Raw genomic sequence first — 19160 nt, forward strand, 5'->3', positions numbered from 1 at the left:
CGGGGCCCGCCGCCGTCTGCTTCGCGGATTACACCGGGCCGTCCTTCTCCATGCCCGACCAGCCGCGCGGGCTCTCCGGCTCGCCGCTGTCGTCGTTGTCGATCACGTCGGGCGAGACCGCGGTGTCGCCGTGCTCGTTCGCGAAGTCGGGCTGGTCCTGCGGGTCCAGCTCCGAGTTGCCGAAGGCCGGAAGGCGCTCGTTCTGCTGCGTCATGTCACTGCTCCTCTGGGCTCAGTCGAGAGTGCGGAGGGCCTCGGCGGCCTCGTCCTGGGCGTACTCGCCCTCGGGCAGGGCGTCGATCCGGGTCAGCGCGGAGGCCGGCAGGCCGGCTGCCACGGCGCCACGCTGCAGGTCGGCGCTGCTGAGCCTCTCCTGCGCGGCGTAGGCGTCGTCGAGGTACTCGTCCAGCACGCGGAAGTCGTCGCTCACGGCAGTCGACTACCCGGCCGGCGGCCCGGCAAACGGTGTGGTCCAGGTCACATATGCTGCCGGAATGGGGTCGGGTGGCCGACGGTTGAGAACAGATGTCGGTGTGACCAGTGTCCCCGGGCCTCACCCTTTGCCTTCGCGGAATACCGTTCGGCTGGAGCCGCGTTGAGCCTTTCGCCGCGAGGCGACCTGCACACCGGCACCTACATCCGCCGCCCCCGGCCTCGCCGGGGGCGGCGTTTGTTTTCGACCCCGCTCCTCGGGGGTACCCCTCGATCATGAGTGATGATCGCGTCGAGCGGCGCGCTGCCGACCTGCTGCCGGAGGAACGCGCCGCCGGGAGTGCCGACCCGGAACTGCAGGCGGAAGCCATCCTCGCCGAGTCGGACGAGCGGGAGCACGTGCCCGAGGGCGCGCCGAGCACCTTCGTGGAACATCGTTCCTCGGACCGCACGGTTACGCCCGCGGACGGTACCCGATAGAGGACACCACTTTCGTGTTCCCGGATCCGCATGGCAATATCGGGCAAATGTCTGCCCCGCAACGGAGCACCGGGCGGCGGGTGGTGAACACGTCGGAGATCACGATCTCCGTCGCGTCGCCGTCCGACCCCAGTGGCTCCCCGCGTACCGCCTCAGCCGGTGACGTCGCCTCCGCCGATTCGCCGGTGGGGGAGGGACGCCGCCGCCGTGGTCGCCGCGGACGGAAGAACCGCCGGCCGGTCAGGGCCAAGGGCGCCGGCAGACCCGCGTCCGGCCGGAATGAGCCGGACGGGCCGCATCCGGTCGAGGTGGCTGGGCTGCTGCACGAGCTGTCGGCGCGGCTGCTCAGCGCCGACGACCTCCGGCAGGCCCTGGACCGCCTCGCCGTCTTCGCCGCGGGCGCCGTACCCGGCACCTTGCGCTGCTCGGTTGCCCTCATCGGCGAGGGCGGTCCGCTGACCCTGGCCGTCTCCGGGCCGCAGGCGCAGGCTCTCGACGACGTCCAGTACGCGTCGGGCGACGGTCCCGGGCTGGAGGCCGCCCGTACGCGGGCCGTGGTCAGCGTGGACGACCTGCCCGGCGACCCCCGCTGGCCCGAGCTCGCCGAGTGCGCCCGCGAGGAGGGCGTGCACGGGGTCGTGTCGATCCCGGTGGACGTCCAGCGCTCCGCGGTCGGCTCGGTCAGCTTCTTCGTCGGCCCGCCCGGCGGCGTCGGCTCGGAACGGCTGCTCACCGCCATGGCCCTGGTCAACCAGGCCGAGATCCTGCTCGGCGAGATGTGCCGCCGCGAGGGGCTGAGCCAGGGCGCGATCGTGGACCGGGCCGCCGGCGTCATCATCGCGCAGCGCGGCTGCGGCGTACGGGAGGCCTACGACGTGCTGCGGGACACCGCGCAGCGGCTCGGCATGCCCTGGGAGGACGTCGCCGAGCGGCTCATCGCGGCAGCCGCCCGCAACGCCTGAAACAGCGACAGGGTACGAGCGCGTGCTGCGCTCGTACCCTGTGCGGTTTCGAAGGGTTATGAACGGCCCGGAGCCGCCGGCGCCTGCTCGGTCCCGGCCACCGGCTCCCCGGCGGGGGCGGCCGCGGCCGCGGCGTCCTCGGCGCGCTGTGCCTGCGCCGAGCGCTGGGCGAGCGGGATCTCCGGCAGGAAGAACACCACGACCAGGCCGACCAGCATGACGGCGAGCGCCAGCAGGTAGACCACGTGGATGCCGTCGGCGAAGCCGACCTTGAACGGGTGGGCGAGCGCGTCCGGCAGCTTGTTGATGAACGACGTGTCGCTCAGGTCGCCGCCGCCGGACTGGCCGGGCGGGAGCTGGACCCCGGCGTCGGTGTACGCCCCCGAGATCCTGCCCGGCAGCACGTTGAACAGCACCGACAGGAAGATCGCGGTGCCCAGCGTGCCGCCCATGGACCGGAAGAACGTCACCGAGCTGGTGGCCACGCCGATCTCCCGCGGCGACACCGCGTTCTGCACCGCCGTGATCATCGGCTGCATGTTGCCGCCCAGGCCGAGGCCCATCAGCACCATGATCAGCATCGTCCGCCACAGCGGGGTGTCGGCGCCGACCAGGGAGAACAGGGCCAGTGAGGCGGCCATCAGGATGCTGCCGACGATCGGGAAGATCCGGTAGCGGCCGGTCTTGGCGATGAGCTGGCCGGCCGCGATCGAGCCGCCCATGATGCCCACCACGAACGGGATCATCTGCAGGCCGGCGACCGTGGGGGAGCTGCCCTTGACGATCTGCAGGTACAGCGGGACGGTCATCAGGCCGCCGAACATCGCCATGCCCAGGATCGTGCTCGAGGTCGCGCCGACGGCGACCGTACGGTTGCGGAACAGCCGCAGCGGCAGCAGCGCCTCGTCCTTGTACGCCCGCTCCGCCAGCACGAACGCGACCAGGCCGACGGCGCCGATCACGTAGCAGGCCAGCGCCCGTCCGGAGCCCCAGCCCCAGTCGCGGCCCTGCTCGGCCACGGTCAGCAGCGGCACGAGGCCGACGATCAGCGCGACCGCGCCGGGCCAGTCGATGCGGTGGTCGGTGCGCTGGTGCGGCAGGTGCAGGACCCGCGCCACCACGATCATCGCCACGATGCCGATCGGCACGTTGAGGTAGAACACCCAGCGCCAGCCGTCGACCCACAGGATGGTGTCCGCGCCGGCGAAGAACCCGCCGAGGATCGGGCCGATGACGCTGGCAGTGCCGAACACCGCCAGGAAGAAGCCCTGGTACTTGGCGCGCTCGCGGGGCGGGACGATGTCACCGATGATCGCGAGCGCCAGCGACATCAGGCCGCCGGCGCCGATGCCCTGGATGGCCCGGAACGCGGCCAGCTCGTACATGTTCTGGGACAGGCCGCAGAGCATCGAGCCGACGATGAACACGCCGATCGCGAACAGGAAGAACGGCCGCCGGCCGTAGATGTCGGACAGCTTGCCGTACAGCGGCGTGGAGATCGTCGACGTGATGAGGAACGCCGTCGTCGCCCAGGCCTGCAGGTTGAAGCCGTTGAGGTCGTCGGCGATCGTCCGGGTCGCCGTTGCCATGATCGTCTGGTCCAGGGCGGCCAGGAACATGCCCATCATCAGGCCGATCAGAACCGTGAGGATCTGCCGGTGGGTGAAGTCCGCGGAGGCCTGGGGGCCTCGGGCGCCGCCCCCTGGACCGGCCTCCGCCGGTGCTGTGGTGCTCGAGTTACTCACGCGTTCTCCCGTGCTGGTACGGCTGGGTCGCTGCGCAGGAGCGCCTCGACGGAGCTGTTGAATTGTTCGAAGAGGCCGGCGAACGCGGCGACGCGCTCGGCCGGCCAGTCGCTCAGCGCCTCGCTGAGCAGTGCGTGCCGCGCCTCGTCCAGGCGGGCACAGGCCGCGTGGCCCGGCTCCGTGATGGCCAGGCGGGAGGCCCGGCCGTCGGCCGGATCGGCCTCCCGGCGGGCGAGTCCGGCCTTGACGAGCTGGGCCGCCTGGCGGCTGATCGTGGAGGGGTCCGCGTGCTTGACCTCGGCCAGATCGGTGACCCGCAACGGGCCGAGGTGACGCAGCGGGAACAGCAGCATCAGCGCGGAGGTCTCGGCTCCGAGATCCCCGGCATTGAGCATGCCCTTCATGCGAGCTCCCACGCGGAAGAACCGCATGAGTTCGTCGGCCAACCGGCCGGTGTCGTCCGCTGCCACGCTGCACCCCCCTCAGATGTATGCAGCGTACAACTGGTTGGTTGGTGAAAGCATTTCCACTCGATCAACGCAGCGTGATTGTGGTGCGCATCTCCCACACGCCGGTCGCCAGCGCCTCGGTCTCCTCGAGGGAGGCGGGCACCGGCACGGTGTACTCGGCCCGCCGGACGAAGAGTCGCTCCGGGAAATACCCACGCCCGGGGTCGCCAACCAGGATCACCGCGCCGGCGGCGGCCGCCCGGCGCAGGGCCGCGGTCATCCGGTCGGCCACGCTGCGGGTGTAGAACACGTCCCCGGCCAGGATCACCTCCGCCGGCCCGGCGTCGCCGATGTCGGCCGCCCGGGCGTGCACGGTCACCCCGTTGGCCTCGGCGTTGCGGGTCGTCGCGGCCGCCGCGGCGGGGTCCAGGTCGAGGGCCTCGACCCGGGCGGCGCCGGCCCGGGCCGCCGCGATGGCCGCCACCCCCGACCCGGACGCGACGTCGAGGACGTGCCGCCCCCGGACCAGCTCGGGATGGTCGAGGACGTAGCGCGCGAGCGCCTGGCCCCCGGCCCAGACGAAGGCCCAGAACGGCGGCGGGACGTCGCTGCGGAACTGCCCGTCCGCCGAGTCGAACAACCCGACGCGATCGCCGGCCAGGTGCAGCGAGATCTCGGGAGCGAGGGGTACGGGCAGCAGAGCGGTTTGCACGACCCCGATTCTTCGTCGCGCGGATCCGCCCTGCGCCCTATTTACCGCGTCCGACGTCGCTTATGCGGCGAATTCTGGTGCTCGTGTGAACAATGCGTGACGAGCCTCACCGCGCCGGGCCTGGGTCAATGCGGCCGCTCTCACCGCTGCCGCTGCGGCCCGGTCGCGGTAGAGCTCCCGGGCCCGGGTCACCCATTCGGGGCCGGTCAGGTCCTCCAGCAGGGGACGCCCGGCCAGGTGTGCAGCCGCGACGAGGGGGCGCAATGCGCTGCGGCCGGACCGGCCGGCCGCCGCGGCCACCAGCTCGTCGAACCGGGCCACGTCGACGCGGACCCGGTCGGGCGCGAGGGCGAACTCGTCGTCGCTGATGGTGACGAAAGAGTCACCGGCTTCGGCGGCCGGATCGAGCCGACGGCACAAAAGGGACAGTTGACCCTCCATCATGGTCAGATGGCCGGCCGGCGGGCATTCCGGCCACAACAGCTCGGCCAGCTCGGCCTTCCGGACCTTCCCGCGCAGCGCCAGCAGTGCCAGGATGTGCCGGGGCAGGTCGTCACCGAGGTCGCCGCCGGAGAGGCGTACTCCGCGCGTGCGGACCTCGAGCGGGCCGAAGAGCTGGATCTCGTACATGGGGTTAGACCCTGGATGCGGGACGGTCGCGCGACAAGCCTCCGGCGCGACGGTCGGCACCCCGAAAGCGAGGGGGCGGACCGGCCGAAGATACGAGTCACGCCGAGCCGCTCGGCCTCATCCGCCCGGCGGGTGGCCACCGCGATCGGTTTGGCTTGGATGCGCTGTCAGACTGTTGGTACGCCTTGGCTTCGCTCGAGGGACACATAGACTTCCAGCGCTGGCGGATCAGGAGGCGTGAATGGTGGGCGAGGCGATCACGGTGCTCGTGGTGGACGGGCATCAGACGTTCGCCGAGTTGCTCGGTGTGGCGCTGACCGGGCAACCGGAGCTGCGTTACGTAGGACAGGCACGCACGGGTGAGCAGGCCATCCGGATGGTGCAGGAGCTGCGCCCGAACGTCGTGCTGCTCGACCCGGACCTGCCGGACGCGGACGGCATCGCGATCGCGGAGCTGCTGCGGCACCGCCTGCCCGACACCCGGTTCGTGATCCTCACGGCGAACAACGAGTCCGCGCTGGTCGGCCGGGCCACGGCGGCGGGCGCCTCCGGCTTCCTGTCGAAGAACGGCCCGCTCGGCGACGTGATGAACGCGATCCGCACGGCCCACGGCGGCGGCATGACCGTCTCCACCGACATCCTCGCCCGGCTGCTGCGCAGCACCGCCCCGGTGGTCGGCCCGCGCGCCGGCGGGCTCACCGCCCGCGAGCACGAGGTGCTCGTCCTCATGGGGTCCGGGCTCGACCCGCGCGCCATCGCCCGCCGGCTCGGCATCAGCGTGCACACCTGCCGCGGGTACGTGAAGGCTGTGCTGGGCAAACTCGGCGCGCACAGCCAGCTGGAGGCCGTCGCGGTGGCCACCCGGCGGGGCCTGCTGCGCCCCGACGGTCATAACGCAGAGTAATTCGCGTCTGCACTCATCCGCTACGCCGCGGGATCCGTACCACTCGCTGGAGCGCCGGAGGAAATGCCGGCGCCGGCGCGAGTTGGAGGGCTTCGCGTGCAACCGCCATTCGCTGATTCGTCCGATGTGTCCCTCGCGCTGGTCGGCCCGTCGAACTCCGGCACCGACTGGGCGAATCGGGACCGGGAATCGCTCTACCGTCGGCCGGGGACGCCCGCGGCCCCGTACCGGCGGCCGCCCGCGGCGACCCCCTTGCGTGACGAAAAGGAAGACATGTCCGACACCGGAAGCTGGAACGCCTTCGCCGCGCCGTCCAAAGGGAGACAGGAGCCGAAGGCGGATCGCGCGCCGGCGGATCGCACGCAGCATTCCCCGGAGCCGGAGTTCGGACCCGCGCCGCCGGCCACCGGCGGGCGGACGGCGTTCGGCGTCACGGCCGGACCCATCAGCGGCAACTGGCGCACCGACGCTCCGACCTCCCCGGCCGGCGGCGGTCCGGGGGCTCTGCCCATCCGGACGGCCCCCGACGCGGATACCGGCTATGCCGGGTGGACCACCGCCGGCCGCGACGCCGGTGCGGGGCAGCCGGCCTCCGGGCACGCAGCCGGTGCGGGGCAGCCTGCCTTCGGGCACGCTGCCGGTGCGGGGCGGCCGACCTCCGGTCAGCCTTACGGGGCCGGGGCCGGGGCCGGGGCCGGGTCCGGGGCTGGGGTCTGGTCCGCGGCTGGGGCCGTGCCCGAGCCGGCCCGGCACTCCCGGCCTGCGCCAGCCACCGACCGCTTCCGGCCTGCACCCGCTACCGATCGCTTCCGGCCGGCGCCGCCGGTCGAGCACGACGAGGGTGTCGGTGATTTCATCGGCGGGCCGGGACGGGAGATCCGGCCGCACCGGGCCGCCCGGCACCCCGCCCATCCCACCGCGCCGGCTGCCTCCGCCGGGCTGCCCGAGGCACCCCGGCGCAGCCGTGGCGTCCTGCTCGCCGGGCTCGCGCTGACCACCGCCGTGCTGCTCGGCGCGACCGTCGCCGGGGTGGCGTACTTCTCCGGGCCGGACAAGGACCTGACGTCCGTGCTGGAGCTGGGCGCGGGCGACAAGGCGGAGCAGCGTACGGCCAGCGCCGCCGTGGAGGGGCGTACCGCGGCCGGCTTCGACCTGGTGAGCGCGGTGACGCGGGTGACCGTACGCAGCGAGGACCTCGGCGACCGGCTGTTCAGCGTCACCACCGCGGACGACTCCGGCGTGCTGCCGAAGCCGGTGCTCGCGCAGGACAAGGTGCAGCTCTACCTCACGCCCGACGGCGACGGCAACGCGACCGGGGCGGTGGACGTCGTGCTGACGACGCGGGTCACCTGGACGCTGCGCTTCTCCGGCGCCGCCGACGAGCAGATCCTCAACCTGCAGGGTGGCCGGGTGGCGGGGATCGACATGCTGGGCGGGGCCCGGCGTACGGCGATCCAGCTGCCCGCGGCCGCCGGAACCGTGCCGCTGACGGTCACGGGAGCCGTCGATGAACTCGCGATGACGTCGCCGGCCGGCAACCCCGTACGCGTGCAGGTGAAAGGCGGGGCCAAGACCGTCGCAGCCGGTGCGCGCACCCTGCGGGACGTGGCACCCGGCTCGACGCTGACCCCGAAGAACTGGGCGACCAACGACCGGTACGACGTGAACGCCGAAGCCCGGGTGACCCTGCTGTCGGTCGAAACCGTCAAGTAGGGCACCCGGGCTCCGGGGCCGGGCCGGAGTCCGCCGGCCGGTCAGGCCGGCCGGCGGCCGCCGATCAGGAGAGCACCCGCAGCCGTACGGTCTGGCTCATGGCACGGAGCTGGTCGAGCACGTCGGCGCTGTAGTGGCCGCTGATGTCGGTGATCAGGTAGCCGTAGTCGCCCTTCGTGCTCAGCAGCTGGCCCTCGACGTTCACCTGGTGCTCGGCGAGGATGCTGTTGACCTGCGCCAGGACGCCGGGCGTGTTGAGGTGCACGTGCACGATGCGGCTCGTTCCACCCTGGGCGGGCAGGGCGATGCTGGGCAGGTTGACGCTCAGCGTGGTGTTGCCCTCCTCCACGAAGTGGACGAGCTTGTTCGCCACGAAGTCGCCGATGTCCGCCTGCGCCTCCTCGGTGGATCCGCCGATGTGCGGGGTGAGGATGACGTTCGGCAGCCCGCGCAGCTCGGAGACGAACTCGTCGCCGCGGCCCTTCGGCTCCTTGGGGAACACGTCCACGGCGGCGCCGGCGAGGTGACCGCTGGTCAGCGCCTCGCGCAGCGCGACGTGGTCGACCACGATGCCACGGGACAGGTTGAGGAACAGCGAGCCCTCGCGCATCTTCGCGAACTGCTCCGCGCCGAAGAAGCCGGCGTTGCCCGGGCGGCCGTCGACGTGCAGCGTGACCACGTCCACCGACTCCAGCAGCTCCTCCAGGGTGCTGCACCGCTGGGCGTTGCCGAGCGCCAGCTTGTCGGCGGTGTCGTAGAAGGACACGTGCATGCCGAGGTTCTCCGCGAGCACCGACAGCTGGGTGCCGATGTTGCCGTACCCGACGATGCCGAGCCGGCGGCCGCGGACCTCGTGGCTGCCGTTGGCGGCCTTGTCCCAGACGCCCTTGTGCATCAGGTCGTTCTTCTCGGTGAGCCGGCGGGTCATCGCGATGATCTCGGCGAGGGCCAGCTCGACGACCGAGCGGGTGTTGGAGAACGGCGCGTTGAAGACGGCGATGCCGGCCTGGGACGCGTGCGCCAGGTCGATCTGGTCGGTGCCGATGCAGAACGCACCGATGGCGACGAGGCTGTCCGCGGCCTCCAGCGCCTTGGCGGTCACCTTGGTCTTGGAGCGGATGCCGAGCAGGTGGACGCCCGGGATGCGCTCGATGAGCTCGACCTCGTCGAGGGCGTTGCGGACGGACTCGACCTGGTAACCCTCTGCCTCGAGCCGGGACACCGCGTCGGGGTGGATGCTCTCGAGCAGCAGAACTCGTACCTTGGCTTGGTCGATCATCACTTTCCGTTTCTCATGGGGAGTCGATCGTCCGGGCCGCCACGCCGAAGCCCAGCTCACAGCGTCCCAGCCTAATGCCCCGGATTGCCCGGACCTCCCGGGTGTGCCGGAGGTCCCACCTGCCGGGCCGCGAGCCACGGGAGCAGCGCGTCGGCCTGGGCGCGCTGGAACTCGCGCACGTGCGGGATGCCGGGCGAGGGCAGCCGGGAGCGGTGCATGAAGTAACCGGTGAAGCCCGCCAGCACGTCGGTGGCCTGCGCGTGGTCCACGCCGGTGAGGAGGAGGTCGCCGGGGCCGCCGTACACGGTGATGTTCATGGCGAGCAGCAGGGTGTCCAGCCACTCCGGTGCCAGGCAGGCCCACGGCCAGTCGACGACCGTGATCGCGCCGTCCGGGCGTACCAGAAGATTGTCGGCCCGGATGTCACCGTGCGCGACCGTCTCGCCGGTCCGCAGGACCGTCAGGCCGCGCATCGCGGCCGCGTGCAGCTCACCCAGACGGACCGCGGCCCAGGGATCGAGGTCTTCCATCGGGTCGTCCGCGAGGGCGGCCCAGCCGGCGAAGTGGTCCGCGAGCACGTCGGCAGCCTGCGGCACGCCGGAGATGCGCGACGGCGTGAGCGTTCCGGCGAGGTCGCGCAGGGCGGTCGCGGCCGCGTCCGTCTCGTCCTCCACCCAGGGGGTACGGGGATGACGGCCGGCGATGTCCTCCAGGACCAGCACCACCCACTCGCCGTCGTCGAAGTAGCCGAGCAGCCGCGGCACCGGCGCGTCCCCGGGCATCTGCCGCGTGACGTGGGCCTCGCGGCGGGCCATCTCGGCGGAGGTCACGTTGAGCGCGGTGCTGACCGCCTTGACGAAGGCCCGGCCGCCCGTCGCGGTCCGGACCCGGTCGGCGGTGCCGGGGGAGAAGCCGCCCCGCTGCGACTCGGCCGCCACGACCCGGTCGCCGAGCACGTCCTCGACCCGCCCGTGGACGGCGACGGGCAGGTCGTGCCAGCCGATACGGACGCCGGCCGCCCGGATGGTCGTCATCGCATCGCCCCCGTCACGCGAGATCACCTGGGAGGATCCTGGCAGGCGCGTCGCGGTTCGGAAACGGACTTCCCGGGTGGCCGGCCCGAACGGCGAAAATGTCGTACCGGCGCGGGACGATGCCGCCATGCCCAACGGAGGGACATGAGATGAGCGCACCGGCCATCGAGACATCCGGTCTGGTCAAGACGTTCGGCGACAACCGCGCGGTCGACGGCGTCGACCTGACCGTCCCGCACGGGACCGTCTACGGGCTGCTCGGGCCCAACGGCGCGGGCAAGACGACGCTGGTCCGCGTCCTCGCGACCCTGCTGAGACCCGACGGCGGCCAGGCCCGGGTCTTCGGCCGCGACGTGGTGCGCGAGGCGGACGCCGTCCGCAGCCGCGTCAGCCTCACCGGGCAGTACGCCTCCGTCGACGAGGACCTCACCGGCACGGAGAATCTCGTCCTGCTCGCCCGCCTGCTCGGGCACGGCAAGCGCGCCGCCCGCGACCGGGCCGCGCAGCTGCTCGAGGCGTTCGGGCTCACCGACGCCGCCGGCCGTCAGGTGAAGAAGTATTCGGGCGGCATGCGCCGGCGCATCGACATCGCCGCGAGCATCCTCAACACACCCGACCTGCTGTTCCTCGACGAGCCGACGACCGGCCTCGACCCGCGCAGCCGCAACCAGGTGTGGGACATCATCCGGGTGGTCGTCGCCCACGGCACCACCGTGCTGCTCACGACGCAGTATCTCGACGAGGCCGATCGGCTCGCCGGCCGGATCGCCGTCATCGACCACGGCAAGGTGATCGCCGAGGGCACCCCGGGCTCGCTGAAGGCGTCCATCGGCTCCGGCACCGTCCACGTACGCCTCCGCGACGCGGCGCAGAGACCGGAGGCGGAACGCCTGCTCACCACCGTCCTCGGCACGAGCGTCCAGGCGGGGACCGACCCGGTGGCGCTGACGGCCCGCGCCGGCAGTGCCGATTCCGAGCGTGGTGCTGCCGAGCACGCATCGCGCGCGCTGGCGGCGCTGGCCGACGCCGGGATCCTGGTGGACGACTTCTCGCTGGGCCAGCCGAGCCTCGACGAGGTGTTCCTGGCGCTGACGGACCGGAAGCCGGAGGCGGTGGCATGAGCACGACCACGACGAACGAACCGGCCACCGTCTACACGCCGTCGGCCGATGCCCTGGGCGCGGTGCTGGCCCGCGAGGCGCGTCCGCCACGCGCCGGGGCCTGGTCGGCCTCGCTGACCTTCGGCTGGCGCGCGATCCTGAAGATCAAGCACGTCCCGGAGCAGCTCTTCGACGTGACGGCCTTCCCGATCATCATGACGCTGATGTTCACGTACCTCTTCGGCGGTGCGCTGGCCGGCTCGACGCGGGAGTACCTGCAGTTCCTGCTTCCCGGGATCATGGTCACCAGCGTCGTGATGATCACGATGTACACGGGCGTCGGCCTCAACACCGACATCGAGAAGGGCGTCTTCGACCGCTTCCGGACCCTGCCGGTCTGGCGTCCCGCCGCGCTGGTCGGAATGATCTTCGGCGATGTCCTGCGCTACGTCCTCGCGGCCACGACCATCATGGTGGTCGGCCTCGTGCTCGGCTTCCGCCCCGGCGGCGGCGTGATCGGTGTCCTCGCCGGCATCGGCCTGCTGGTCGTGTTCTCCTTCGCCTTCTCCTGGATCTGGACGATGTTCGGGCTGTTCCTGCGCTCGGAGAAGTCGGTGATGGGCGTCAGCATGCTGGTGCTGTTCCCGCTCACCTTCCTCAGCAACGTCTTCGTCGACCCGGGCACGATGCCGGGCTGGCTGCAGGGCTTCGTCGAGGTCAACCCGATCACCCATGTGGTGGCGGCGGTTCGCGCGCTCATGGCCGGCGACTGGGACACGGGCGAGACGATGTGGGTGCTGGCGGCGAGCGCGGTCCTGCTGCTCGTCTTCGGGCCGCTGACGATGCGCCTCTACAACCGCAAGGGTGCGCGGTGACCGACGTGGACGCGTGGCGCGAGCAGCTCGCGGCCCGCTCCGAGCAGCTGCGCCGGGCACAGGCCCTGACTGCCGCCGACCGGCGCGATCGGCGGCGGCGGCGTCTGCACGGCATGGTCGATCGCCACGCCGCGCGGCTCGCCCACCGCCGCAGCGCCGCCCCCGATGGGCCGGCGCCGCCGAACCCGCCCGACCCGGCCGGCGCGGCGGCGCTGAAGCGGCCGGGCTGAAGCTGAGCCGGGCTGAAGCTGAGCCGGGCCGCCCGTGAGGGCTATGACCAGGCCTGGGCGGCCGGGAGGGCGACGGTCACGACGAGGCCGCCCTCGTCGCGCGGCTCGAGGTGCACGTCACCGCCGTGGGCGCGGGCCACCGCGCGCACGATCGACAGGCCGAGGCCCGCGCCGCCGGAGCCGGCGAGCCGGTCGGTGCCGGTGAGCCGGCGGAATGGTTCGAGGAGCGACGCCACCTCGTAGCGGGGCACGACCGGGCCGCTGTTGGCGACCTGCAGCGTGGCCCAGCCGTTGTGGGTGGCGGTGCTGACGCGGACCCAGCCGCCGGAGCTGAGGTTGTGCCGGGCCGCGTTGTCCAGCAGGTTCTGCACGAGGCGTTCCAGCAGCACCGGGTCGCCCAGCGTGGCGGCCTCGGCCAGGTCCGTCTTCACGTCGTCGGCGGCCGCGTGCTCGACGATGTCGGCCAGGTCGACGTACGAGCGCTCGGTCAGCTCCCGTTCCGACCGGGCGAGCAGCAGCAGGCCGTCGATCAGCCGCCCGTGCCGCTGGTTGATGGCGAGCAGCGTCGTACCGAGCTGGGTCACCTCCGGCGAGGCGTCCTTCTCCAGCGCCACCTCGAGCAGGGTCCGGTTCAGCGTCAGCGGCGTACGCAGCTCGTGCGAGGCGTTCGCGATGAACCGACGCTGCCCGTCGAACGACCGGTCGAGGCGCGCCAGCATCACGTCGAACGTGTCCGCCAGCCGCTTCATCTCGTCGTCCGGACCCTTCAGCGCGATCCGCTCGTGCAGGCCGCGGTCGGCGGCCGGCGCCTCGGCGATGCGCCGGGCCGTGTCGGTGATCTGGTGCAGCGGCTGCAGCATCCGCCCGGCCACCAGCCAGCCCAGGGCCACCGCGGCCGCGCCGACCACGAGCAGCGCGATGCCGCCCTGGGTCAGCAACGCGGACAGCGCGTCGTCCCGCGTGATCTCGACGGCCCTCCGGAACACCACGTCCGGCTCCGACCCGTCGAGCAACCGGGTGCGCTGCACGTCGACCGACGTCGCCAGCCCGGCGACCCCGGTCGGGAGCTGCCGGGACACGAGAACGTACGTCACGCCCAGCATCACGAGCCCGGCGAGCAGGAACAGGCCGCCGTACACGAGGGTCAGCCGGCCCCGAATGGTGAGCTTGAGCCTCATCCGATGCGATACCCCACTCCCGGCTCGGTGAGCAGCACCGGCGGATCGCCCAGCTTCCGGCGCAGCTTCAGGATCGTCATGCGGACCGCGTGGGTGAACGGGTCGGCGTTCTCGTCCCACGCCTTCTCCAGCAGCTGCTCGGCGGAGACCGCGGTGCCGTCGGCCCGCAGCAGCTCGGCGAGCACCGCGAACTCCTTGCGGGACAACGGGACATAGCGGCCGTCCCGGTAGACCTCGCGCCGGTGCGGGTCCAGGCTGATCCCCGCCCGTCGCAGCACCGGCGGGGTGGCCGGCCGGGAGCGCCGGCCCAGCGCGGCGACCCGGGCCGCCAGCTCGCGGAAGGCGAACGGCTTGACGAGGTAGTCGTCCGCGCCGAGGGCCAGCCCGTCGACGCGATCGTCCACGTCGGACGCGGCGGTCAGCATGAGGATCCGCAGGCTGCCGTCTTGTTGCGCCAGCTCGCGGCACACGTCGTCGCCGTGCACGAGCGGCAGGTCCCGGTCCAAGACCAGCACGTCGTAGTCGTTGACCGCGGCCCGTTCCAGCGCGGCGGCGCCGTCGTACACCACGTCGACCGCGTGGGCGTCGTGGCGCAGGCCGTCCGCGACCGTGTCGGCGAGCAGGCGCTCGTCCTCGACCACCAGGATCCGCATGCCTCCCATGGTGACCGGTGATCGCGTCACGTGGGCGTCACCGTTTTCGCTGACGGCGGGGAAACGCCCGGGGGTCTTCACTCGGCGCCGAGGCGGCCGCCCGGCCGCCGGGACGGAGACCAACGATGCGGACCAGAACGGTCCTCGCGCTCGGCCTGCTGCTCACACTGGCGGTGGGCGGGTGCGGCAAGGCGAAGGACGACGGTGGCGGGGTCGCCTCGGCCGGCGGTACGGCGACGCCCTCCAGCAGCGCCGCGGCGGCCGACAAGGAGGCCGACGCCGCGCTCAAGTTCTCGAAGTGCATGCGTGAGCAGGGGCTGACATGGTTCCCCGATCCGGAGCCGGTCGGGCACGGGATGCGCCTGTCGATCCCCAAGGGCACGGACCAGGCGAAGCTTCAGAAGGCCATGGAGGCCTGCAAGAAGTACGCCCCGAACGGCGGCGAACCCCGCAAGCTGAACCCGGAGGAGCTGGAGAAGGCGCGGCAGATGGCCCAGTGCATGCGGGACCACGGCGTCAAGGACTTCCCCGACCCCAACCCCGACGGCAACATCCGGATGCTGGGGGACAAGGGGCCCGGCGACCCGACGTTCGACAAGGCCATGGAGGCGTGCGACAAGTACGGGCCGGGTATCGCGGGCAGGGCGGGCTCATGAGGGGCCGCTACCTCATCGCCGGCGCGGTGGCCGCCGTCGGTGCCGCGGCCCTCGTGGCGGCCGGGCTTCCGTCGGGCGGTGACGACGCCGCCCAGGCGACATCCGTGCCGCCGGGCACCGCGCGCGTGACGAAGCAGACGCTTGTCGACACCCAGTCGGTGGACGGCGAGCTCGGGTACGGCGACGCCACGAAGCAGAAGGCGCGCCTGTCCGGCACGGTCACCGCCCTGGCGGCCTCCGGTTCGACGGTCAGCCGGGGACGGGCGCTGTACCGCATCGACAACGACCCGGTCGTGTTGCTGTACGGGACGCTGCCCGCGTACCGCACGCTGTCCCCGGGCGACGACGGAAGAGACGTGAAGCAGTTCGAGGCCAACCTCTGGGCGCTCGGATATCGGGGGTTCACCGTCGACAAGTCGTACACGTCTGCCACCGCGGATGCGGTCCGCGACTGGCAGGACGACCTCGGGGTGCCGGAGACCGGCAGGGTCGACCCGGCCCGGATCGTCTACGCGGCCGGCAAGGTCCGCGTCGATTCCCGGCAGGCCGCCCCCGGCGACGTGGTGCAGCCCGGCGCCGCGCTGCTCAGCACCACCGGCACGGGCCGCGTGGCCACCGTCTCCCTCGAGGCCTCCGACGCGCGGCTGGCCCGTAAGGGCGCCGCGGTCACCGTCACGCTGCCGGACGGCAAGCAGGCCAAGGGAAAGATCGTCGACGTCGAGACGACCGTGACGCCCGGCGAGGGGCAGCAGGAGGACACGACCACGTTCGACGTCACGGTCGGCGGTTTCAGCTCGGGCGCCCTCGACCACGCGGCCGTCACGGTCGACTTCACCGCGACGAAGCGTGACAACGTCCTGACCGTGCCGGTGGCCGCGCTGCTCGCGCTCGCCGAGGGCGGCTACGGGCTGGAGGTCGTGGAGGGGGACACCAGTCGGATCGTCGCCGTGCGCACCGGGATGTTCGCCGACGGGCGCGTCGAGGTCTCCGGCGCCGGCATCACCGACGGCACGACCGTGGGAACGCCGGCATGAGCGCGGTGGTCCAGCTCGGCGGCGCGACGAAGACCTACCCCGGCGGGGTCACCGCGCTCGACTCGGTCACCATCTCCATCGGGTACGGCGAGATGACCGCGGTGGTCGGCCCCTCGGGCTCCGGGAAGTCCACGATGCTGCACCTGATCGGTACGCTCGACCGCCCGTCCGCGGGAACCGTGCGCATCGACGGGCACGACGTCGCCGAGCTGTCGGACCGGCAACTGTCCGCCCTGCGCGCGCGGCGGATCGGCTTCGTGTTCCAGCAGTTCCACCTGGCTCCCGGCCGTACCGCGGTCGCCAACGTCGCGGACGGGCTGCTGTATGCGGGCGTACCCCGGAGGGAGCGGGAGCGGCGCGCGATCGCCGCGCTGAACCGGGTGGGCCTCGGCGCCCGCCTGGGGCACCGCCCGCACGAGCTCTCCGGCGGCGAACGGCAACGCGTCGCGGTGGCCCGCGCGGTGGCGGGCGACCCGGCGCTGCTGCTGGCCGACGAGCCGACCGGCAACCTGGATTCGGCGTCCGGCGCGGAGGTCGTCGAGATCCTGACCGAGCTCAACGCCGGCGGCACCACGGTCGTGGTGATCACGCACGACCGCGACCTGGCGGGCAGCCTGCCGCGGCAGATCCGCATGCGTGACGGCCGGGTGATGTGAGATGACCGAGCTCAGCCCGGCCCGGCTGCGCCCGGGCGACCTGATGCGCGTCGGCGGCTCCGGCATCCGTGCCCGCCCGCTGCGCGCGGTGCTGTCGGCCCTGGGGATCGCCATCGGCATCGCCGCCATGACCGCGGTGGTCGGCATCTCCTCGTCCAGCCGCGCCGACCTCGATCGGCAGCTCGCGGCGCTCGGCACGAACCTGCTGACCGCCGGCCCGGGCTCCACGATGTTCGGCGAGGACGCGACGCTGCCGGACGACGCCGTGCCGATGATCAAACGGATCGGCCCGGTCACCGCCGCCTCGGCGACCGGCACGGTGGAGGACACGTCCGTCTACCGCACGGACCGGATCCCGAAGGCGCAGACCGGCGGCATCTCCGTGCTGGCGGCCCAGCTCGACCTGCCCGCCACGGTCGGTGCCGCGATGGCCTCCGGCACCTGGCTGAACGCCGCGACCGGCCGCTACCCGGCGGTGGTCCTCGGCGCCACCACGGCCCGCCGGCTGGGCTCGGTGCCGGCGGTCCTCATCGGCGGCCGCCGGTACACCGTCGTCGGCGTGCTGCAACCGGTGCCGCTGGCCCCGGAGCTCGACTCGGCCGCGCTCATCGGCTGGGACGCGGCCCGCACGTACGCCGGCTTCGACGGGCACGCCACCACCGTCTACACCAGATCGAAGGAGTCGCAGGTGAGCGCCGTGCAGTCGGTGCTCGCCGCCACGGCCAACCCGGAGAACCCCGACGAGGTGAAGGTGTCCCGGCCCTCCGACGCGCTCAAGGCGCAGCAGGCCACGGACAACACCTTCACCCAGCTCCTGCTCGGCCTGGGCGCGGTGGCGCTGCTGGTCGGCGGGATCGGCGTGGCCAACACCATGGTGATCTCGGTGCTGGAACGCCGGGCGGAGATCGGCCTGCGCCGGTCGCTGGGCGCGACCCGCGGCCAGGTACGCGCCCAGTTCATCGCCGAATCGCTGCTGCTGTCCCTGCTCGGCGGCGCGGGCGGCGTGCTCATCGGGACGGCCGTGACCTTCGCGTACGCCGCGGCGCAGAGCTGGCCGGGTGTCGTGCCGGCGTGGGCGCTCGCCGGGGGAGTGGGAGCGACCGTGCTGATCGGCGCGGTGGCGGGCTGGTACCCGGCCGTACGGGCGGCCCGCCTCCCCCCGACGGAGGCGCTGGCCGCGGCCTGACGGGCTGAGCCCCGGCGTCGACGGCTACTCGGCGCCGGGGCTGCGCTCCCACACGGAGACGTGGCTGCGGCTGTCGGCGGTGAACGGCGTACGGTCCCAGCCGGCCCAGCGTTCCCGGAGCCGCATCCCGGCCAGCCGCGCCATGAGGTCGAGCTCGGACGGCCACACGTAGCGGTGCGGCGAGGCAAAGGTGCGTACGTCGCCGTCGATCGTCCAGCGGTGATGGGACACCGCGATCTGGTTGGCGACGTCGTAGCGCTCATACGCGAAATGGTCCGGGGTGTCCGCGAAGACGTGCGTCGTCACGCCCGGCGGCAGGCGGCGGAGCTCGGGAATGTAGTTCTCGACGACGAAGCAGCCCCCCGCCCGCAGATGGGCCGCCGCGTTGCGGAAGGCCCGCACCTGTTCGTCCTGGGTGGTCAAATTCGTGATCGTGTTCCGCACGAGATAGACGAGGTCGAACACGTGCGGGACGATCGCGGTGGCGAAATCGCCGACGTGAATCGCTATGTCGTGGCCGCCCGGCCGGGAACGCGCCTCGGCCGCCATCGCCGGCGACAGTTCGATGCCGTGCACCGTGACGCCGCGCCGGCTCAGCGGAAGGGCGATCCGGCCCGTTCCGATGCCCATCTCGAGAGCCGTGGAGAGTTCGAGGGCGGCCAGGAAATCGACGGCGGGGCCGATGACGGCGGGGTCGAACAGCTCCGGCCACAGCGTTTCGTAGTGGGCGGCGATCCATTCGTCGAAATGCGTCTCGGCCATTTCCTCTACCGTTCCGGCTCGCGCGGCCCGAGGAGGCGCTCGATGAGGCGGGGCTCGCCCGGCCACGCCGCCATCAGCACCTCCCGCGGCACCTGACGTCCCGCGTACCGTAGTGCCAGCGCGACCACGACGATGTCGTCGAGCGGACCGATGACCGGGATGAACTCCGGGATCAGGTCGATCGGACTGGCCACCCACACGCCGGCCAGGACGATGGCGATCTTCGCCCGGCGTGGCACGCGCGGATCCTTGCGCAGGCGCCGGACGGTGGTCACGCAGTCGGGGATGAACGCGGCGAGGTCCCGGAGCAGGCCGGGCGGCAGGCGCCGGGCCAGCAGGATGAGCAGCGCCCAGCTGGCCAGCAGGCACAGGATGGCGATGCCGATCCCGGCGATCCAATTTCGCACCCGGATATTCCACCACGGGTGGCTCGCTCCCACTTCAACGTATATCGGACCGGTGGGCTTGCGGCAAGGCCCCGGTCGTCGCG

Annotated in this window: 23 protein-coding genes; 11 read left to right on the forward strand and 12 right to left on the reverse strand. The window is 72.4% G+C overall.

Features of this window, described 5'->3' with window-relative positions:
- Positions 1-28: 28 nt before the first annotated feature.
- Complete coding sequence (locus tag IT780_RS36880) at positions 29-214, reverse strand: hypothetical protein (protein ID WP_199516504.1); 186 nt, start codon at positions 212-214, stop codon at positions 29-31.
- An 18-nt stretch (positions 215-232) separates the two neighbouring features.
- Positions 233-430: a hypothetical protein gene (locus IT780_RS36885; RefSeq protein WP_199516505.1), complete on the reverse strand. Its 198-nt coding sequence runs from the start codon at positions 428-430 to the stop codon at positions 233-235.
- A gap of 278 nt (positions 431-708) precedes the next feature.
- On the opposite strand from IT780_RS36885, the gene IT780_RS36890 reads away from it, so the two are divergent.
- Together IT780_RS36890 and IT780_RS36895 are read left to right on the forward strand one after the other, a co-directional pair.
- Positions 709-912 carry a hypothetical protein gene (locus tag IT780_RS36890; RefSeq protein WP_199516506.1) on the forward strand — a complete coding sequence of 68 codons (204 nt, stop codon included), beginning with the start codon at positions 709-711 and terminating at the stop codon, positions 910-912.
- A 308-nt stretch (positions 913-1220) separates the two neighbouring features.
- Complete coding sequence (locus IT780_RS36895; RefSeq protein ID WP_307831578.1) at positions 1221-1874, forward strand: ANTAR domain-containing protein; 654 nt, start codon at positions 1221-1223, stop codon at positions 1872-1874.
- 56 nt (positions 1875-1930) lie between these two features.
- Here IT780_RS36895 and IT780_RS36900 read toward each other — a convergent pair whose 3' ends face one another.
- From IT780_RS36900 to IT780_RS36915, 4 genes are all read right to left on the reverse strand, one after another.
- The gene (locus tag IT780_RS36900) at positions 1931-3619 is read right to left on the reverse strand and encodes an MDR family MFS transporter (protein ID WP_199516508.1); all 1689 of its coding nucleotides are present in this window, start codon (positions 3617-3619) and stop codon (positions 1931-1933) included.
- Entirely contained in the window at positions 3616-4089 is a 474-nt protein-coding gene (locus tag IT780_RS36905) for a MarR family winged helix-turn-helix transcriptional regulator (RefSeq protein WP_307831579.1), read from the reverse strand. The genes IT780_RS36900 and IT780_RS36905 overlap by 4 nt, the downstream gene beginning before the upstream one ends.
- Positions 4090-4153: 64 nt before the next feature.
- The gene (locus tag IT780_RS36910) at positions 4154-4780 is read right to left on the reverse strand and encodes a class I SAM-dependent methyltransferase (RefSeq protein WP_199516509.1); all 627 of its coding nucleotides are present in this window, start codon (positions 4778-4780) and stop codon (positions 4154-4156) included.
- Between the two features lie 60 nt (positions 4781-4840).
- Positions 4841-5410, reverse strand: coding sequence for an AfsR/SARP family transcriptional regulator (locus IT780_RS36915; protein ID WP_199516510.1), 570 nt, complete (start codon positions 5408-5410; stop codon positions 4841-4843).
- A gap of 241 nt (positions 5411-5651) precedes the next feature.
- Here IT780_RS36915 and IT780_RS36920 point away from each other — a divergent pair, with 241 nt between their 5' ends.
- Both IT780_RS36920 and IT780_RS36925 read left to right on the forward strand, forming a co-directional pair.
- Positions 5652-6314: a response regulator gene (locus tag IT780_RS36920; protein ID WP_199516511.1), complete on the forward strand. Its 663-nt coding sequence runs from the start codon at positions 5652-5654 to the stop codon at positions 6312-6314.
- Positions 6315-7046: 732 nt separating this feature from the next.
- A complete protein-coding gene (locus tag IT780_RS36925) occupies positions 7047-8027 on the forward strand; it encodes a hypothetical protein (RefSeq protein WP_199516512.1) in 981 nt (326 codons plus the stop codon).
- Positions 8028-8091: 64 nt separating this feature from the next.
- Here the strand turns inward: IT780_RS36925 and serA are convergent, their stop codons facing one another.
- Together serA and IT780_RS36935 are read right to left on the reverse strand one after the other, a co-directional pair.
- A complete protein-coding gene (gene serA, locus IT780_RS36930; RefSeq protein WP_199516513.1) occupies positions 8092-9306 on the reverse strand; it encodes a phosphoglycerate dehydrogenase in 1215 nt (404 codons plus the stop codon).
- 71 nt (positions 9307-9377) lie between these two features.
- Positions 9378-10340 (reverse strand): phosphotransferase family protein, encoded by a 963-nt coding sequence (locus tag IT780_RS36935; RefSeq protein ID WP_199516514.1) that lies wholly within the window; start codon positions 10338-10340, stop codon positions 9378-9380.
- Between the two features lie 149 nt (positions 10341-10489).
- On the opposite strand from IT780_RS36935, the gene IT780_RS36940 reads away from it, so the two are divergent.
- The 3 genes from IT780_RS36940 to IT780_RS36950 are packed head-to-tail and all read left to right on the forward strand — an operon-like array spanning position 10490 to position 12545.
- Positions 10490-11461: an ATP-binding cassette domain-containing protein gene (locus IT780_RS36940; protein ID WP_199516515.1), complete on the forward strand. Its 972-nt coding sequence runs from the start codon at positions 10490-10492 to the stop codon at positions 11459-11461.
- Complete coding sequence (locus IT780_RS36945) at positions 11458-12315, forward strand: ABC transporter permease (protein WP_199516516.1); 858 nt, start codon at positions 11458-11460, stop codon at positions 12313-12315. Before IT780_RS36940 ends, IT780_RS36945 begins: the two co-directional genes overlap by 4 nt.
- Positions 12312-12545 carry a hypothetical protein gene (locus IT780_RS36950; RefSeq protein WP_199516517.1) on the forward strand — a complete coding sequence of 78 codons (234 nt, stop codon included), beginning with the start codon at positions 12312-12314 and terminating at the stop codon, positions 12543-12545. Before IT780_RS36945 ends, IT780_RS36950 begins: the two co-directional genes overlap by 4 nt.
- A 41-nt stretch (positions 12546-12586) precedes the next feature.
- On the opposite strand, the gene IT780_RS36955 is transcribed toward IT780_RS36950, so the two are convergent.
- Complete coding sequence (locus tag IT780_RS36955) at positions 12587-13723, reverse strand: sensor histidine kinase (RefSeq protein ID WP_199516518.1); 1137 nt, start codon at positions 13721-13723, stop codon at positions 12587-12589.
- Entirely contained in the window at positions 13720-14376 is a 657-nt protein-coding gene (locus IT780_RS36960; RefSeq protein WP_199516519.1) for a response regulator transcription factor, read from the reverse strand. Before IT780_RS36960 ends, IT780_RS36955 begins: the two co-directional genes overlap by 4 nt.
- Positions 14377-14501: 125 nt before the next feature.
- On the opposite strand from IT780_RS36960, the gene IT780_RS36965 reads away from it, so the two are divergent.
- The 4 genes from IT780_RS36965 to IT780_RS36980 are packed head-to-tail and all read left to right on the forward strand — an operon-like array spanning position 14502 to position 17908.
- Positions 14502-15032 carry a hypothetical protein gene (locus IT780_RS36965; RefSeq protein WP_199516520.1) on the forward strand — a complete coding sequence of 177 codons (531 nt, stop codon included), beginning with the start codon at positions 14502-14504 and terminating at the stop codon, positions 15030-15032.
- Positions 15029-16066 (forward strand): efflux RND transporter periplasmic adaptor subunit, encoded by a 1038-nt coding sequence (locus IT780_RS36970; RefSeq protein WP_199516521.1) that lies wholly within the window; start codon positions 15029-15031, stop codon positions 16064-16066. Before IT780_RS36965 ends, IT780_RS36970 begins: the two co-directional genes overlap by 4 nt.
- Positions 16063-16722 (forward strand): ABC transporter ATP-binding protein, encoded by a 660-nt coding sequence (locus tag IT780_RS36975; protein WP_199516522.1) that lies wholly within the window; start codon positions 16063-16065, stop codon positions 16720-16722. Before IT780_RS36970 ends, IT780_RS36975 begins: the two co-directional genes overlap by 4 nt.
- 1 nt (position 16723) lies before the next feature.
- A complete protein-coding gene (locus IT780_RS36980; RefSeq protein ID WP_199516523.1) occupies positions 16724-17908 on the forward strand; it encodes an ABC transporter permease in 1185 nt (394 codons plus the stop codon).
- A gap of 24 nt (positions 17909-17932) precedes the next feature.
- Here IT780_RS36980 and IT780_RS36985 read toward each other — a convergent pair whose 3' ends face one another.
- Together IT780_RS36985 and IT780_RS36990 are read right to left on the reverse strand one after the other, a co-directional pair.
- Positions 17933-18670, reverse strand: coding sequence for a class I SAM-dependent DNA methyltransferase (locus IT780_RS36985; RefSeq protein WP_199516524.1), 738 nt, complete (start codon positions 18668-18670; stop codon positions 17933-17935).
- Positions 18671-18675: 5 nt separating this feature from the next.
- Entirely contained in the window at positions 18676-19077 is a 402-nt protein-coding gene (locus tag IT780_RS36990) for a YkvA family protein (RefSeq protein ID WP_199516525.1), read from the reverse strand.
- Between the last annotated feature and the right edge of the window lie 83 nt (positions 19078-19160).

Origin of the sequence: Nucisporomicrobium flavum, from assembly GCF_016464385.1 — a bacterium.
GTDB classification, from domain to species: Bacteria; Actinomycetota; Actinomycetes; order Mycobacteriales; family Micromonosporaceae; genus Actinoplanes; species Actinoplanes flavus_A.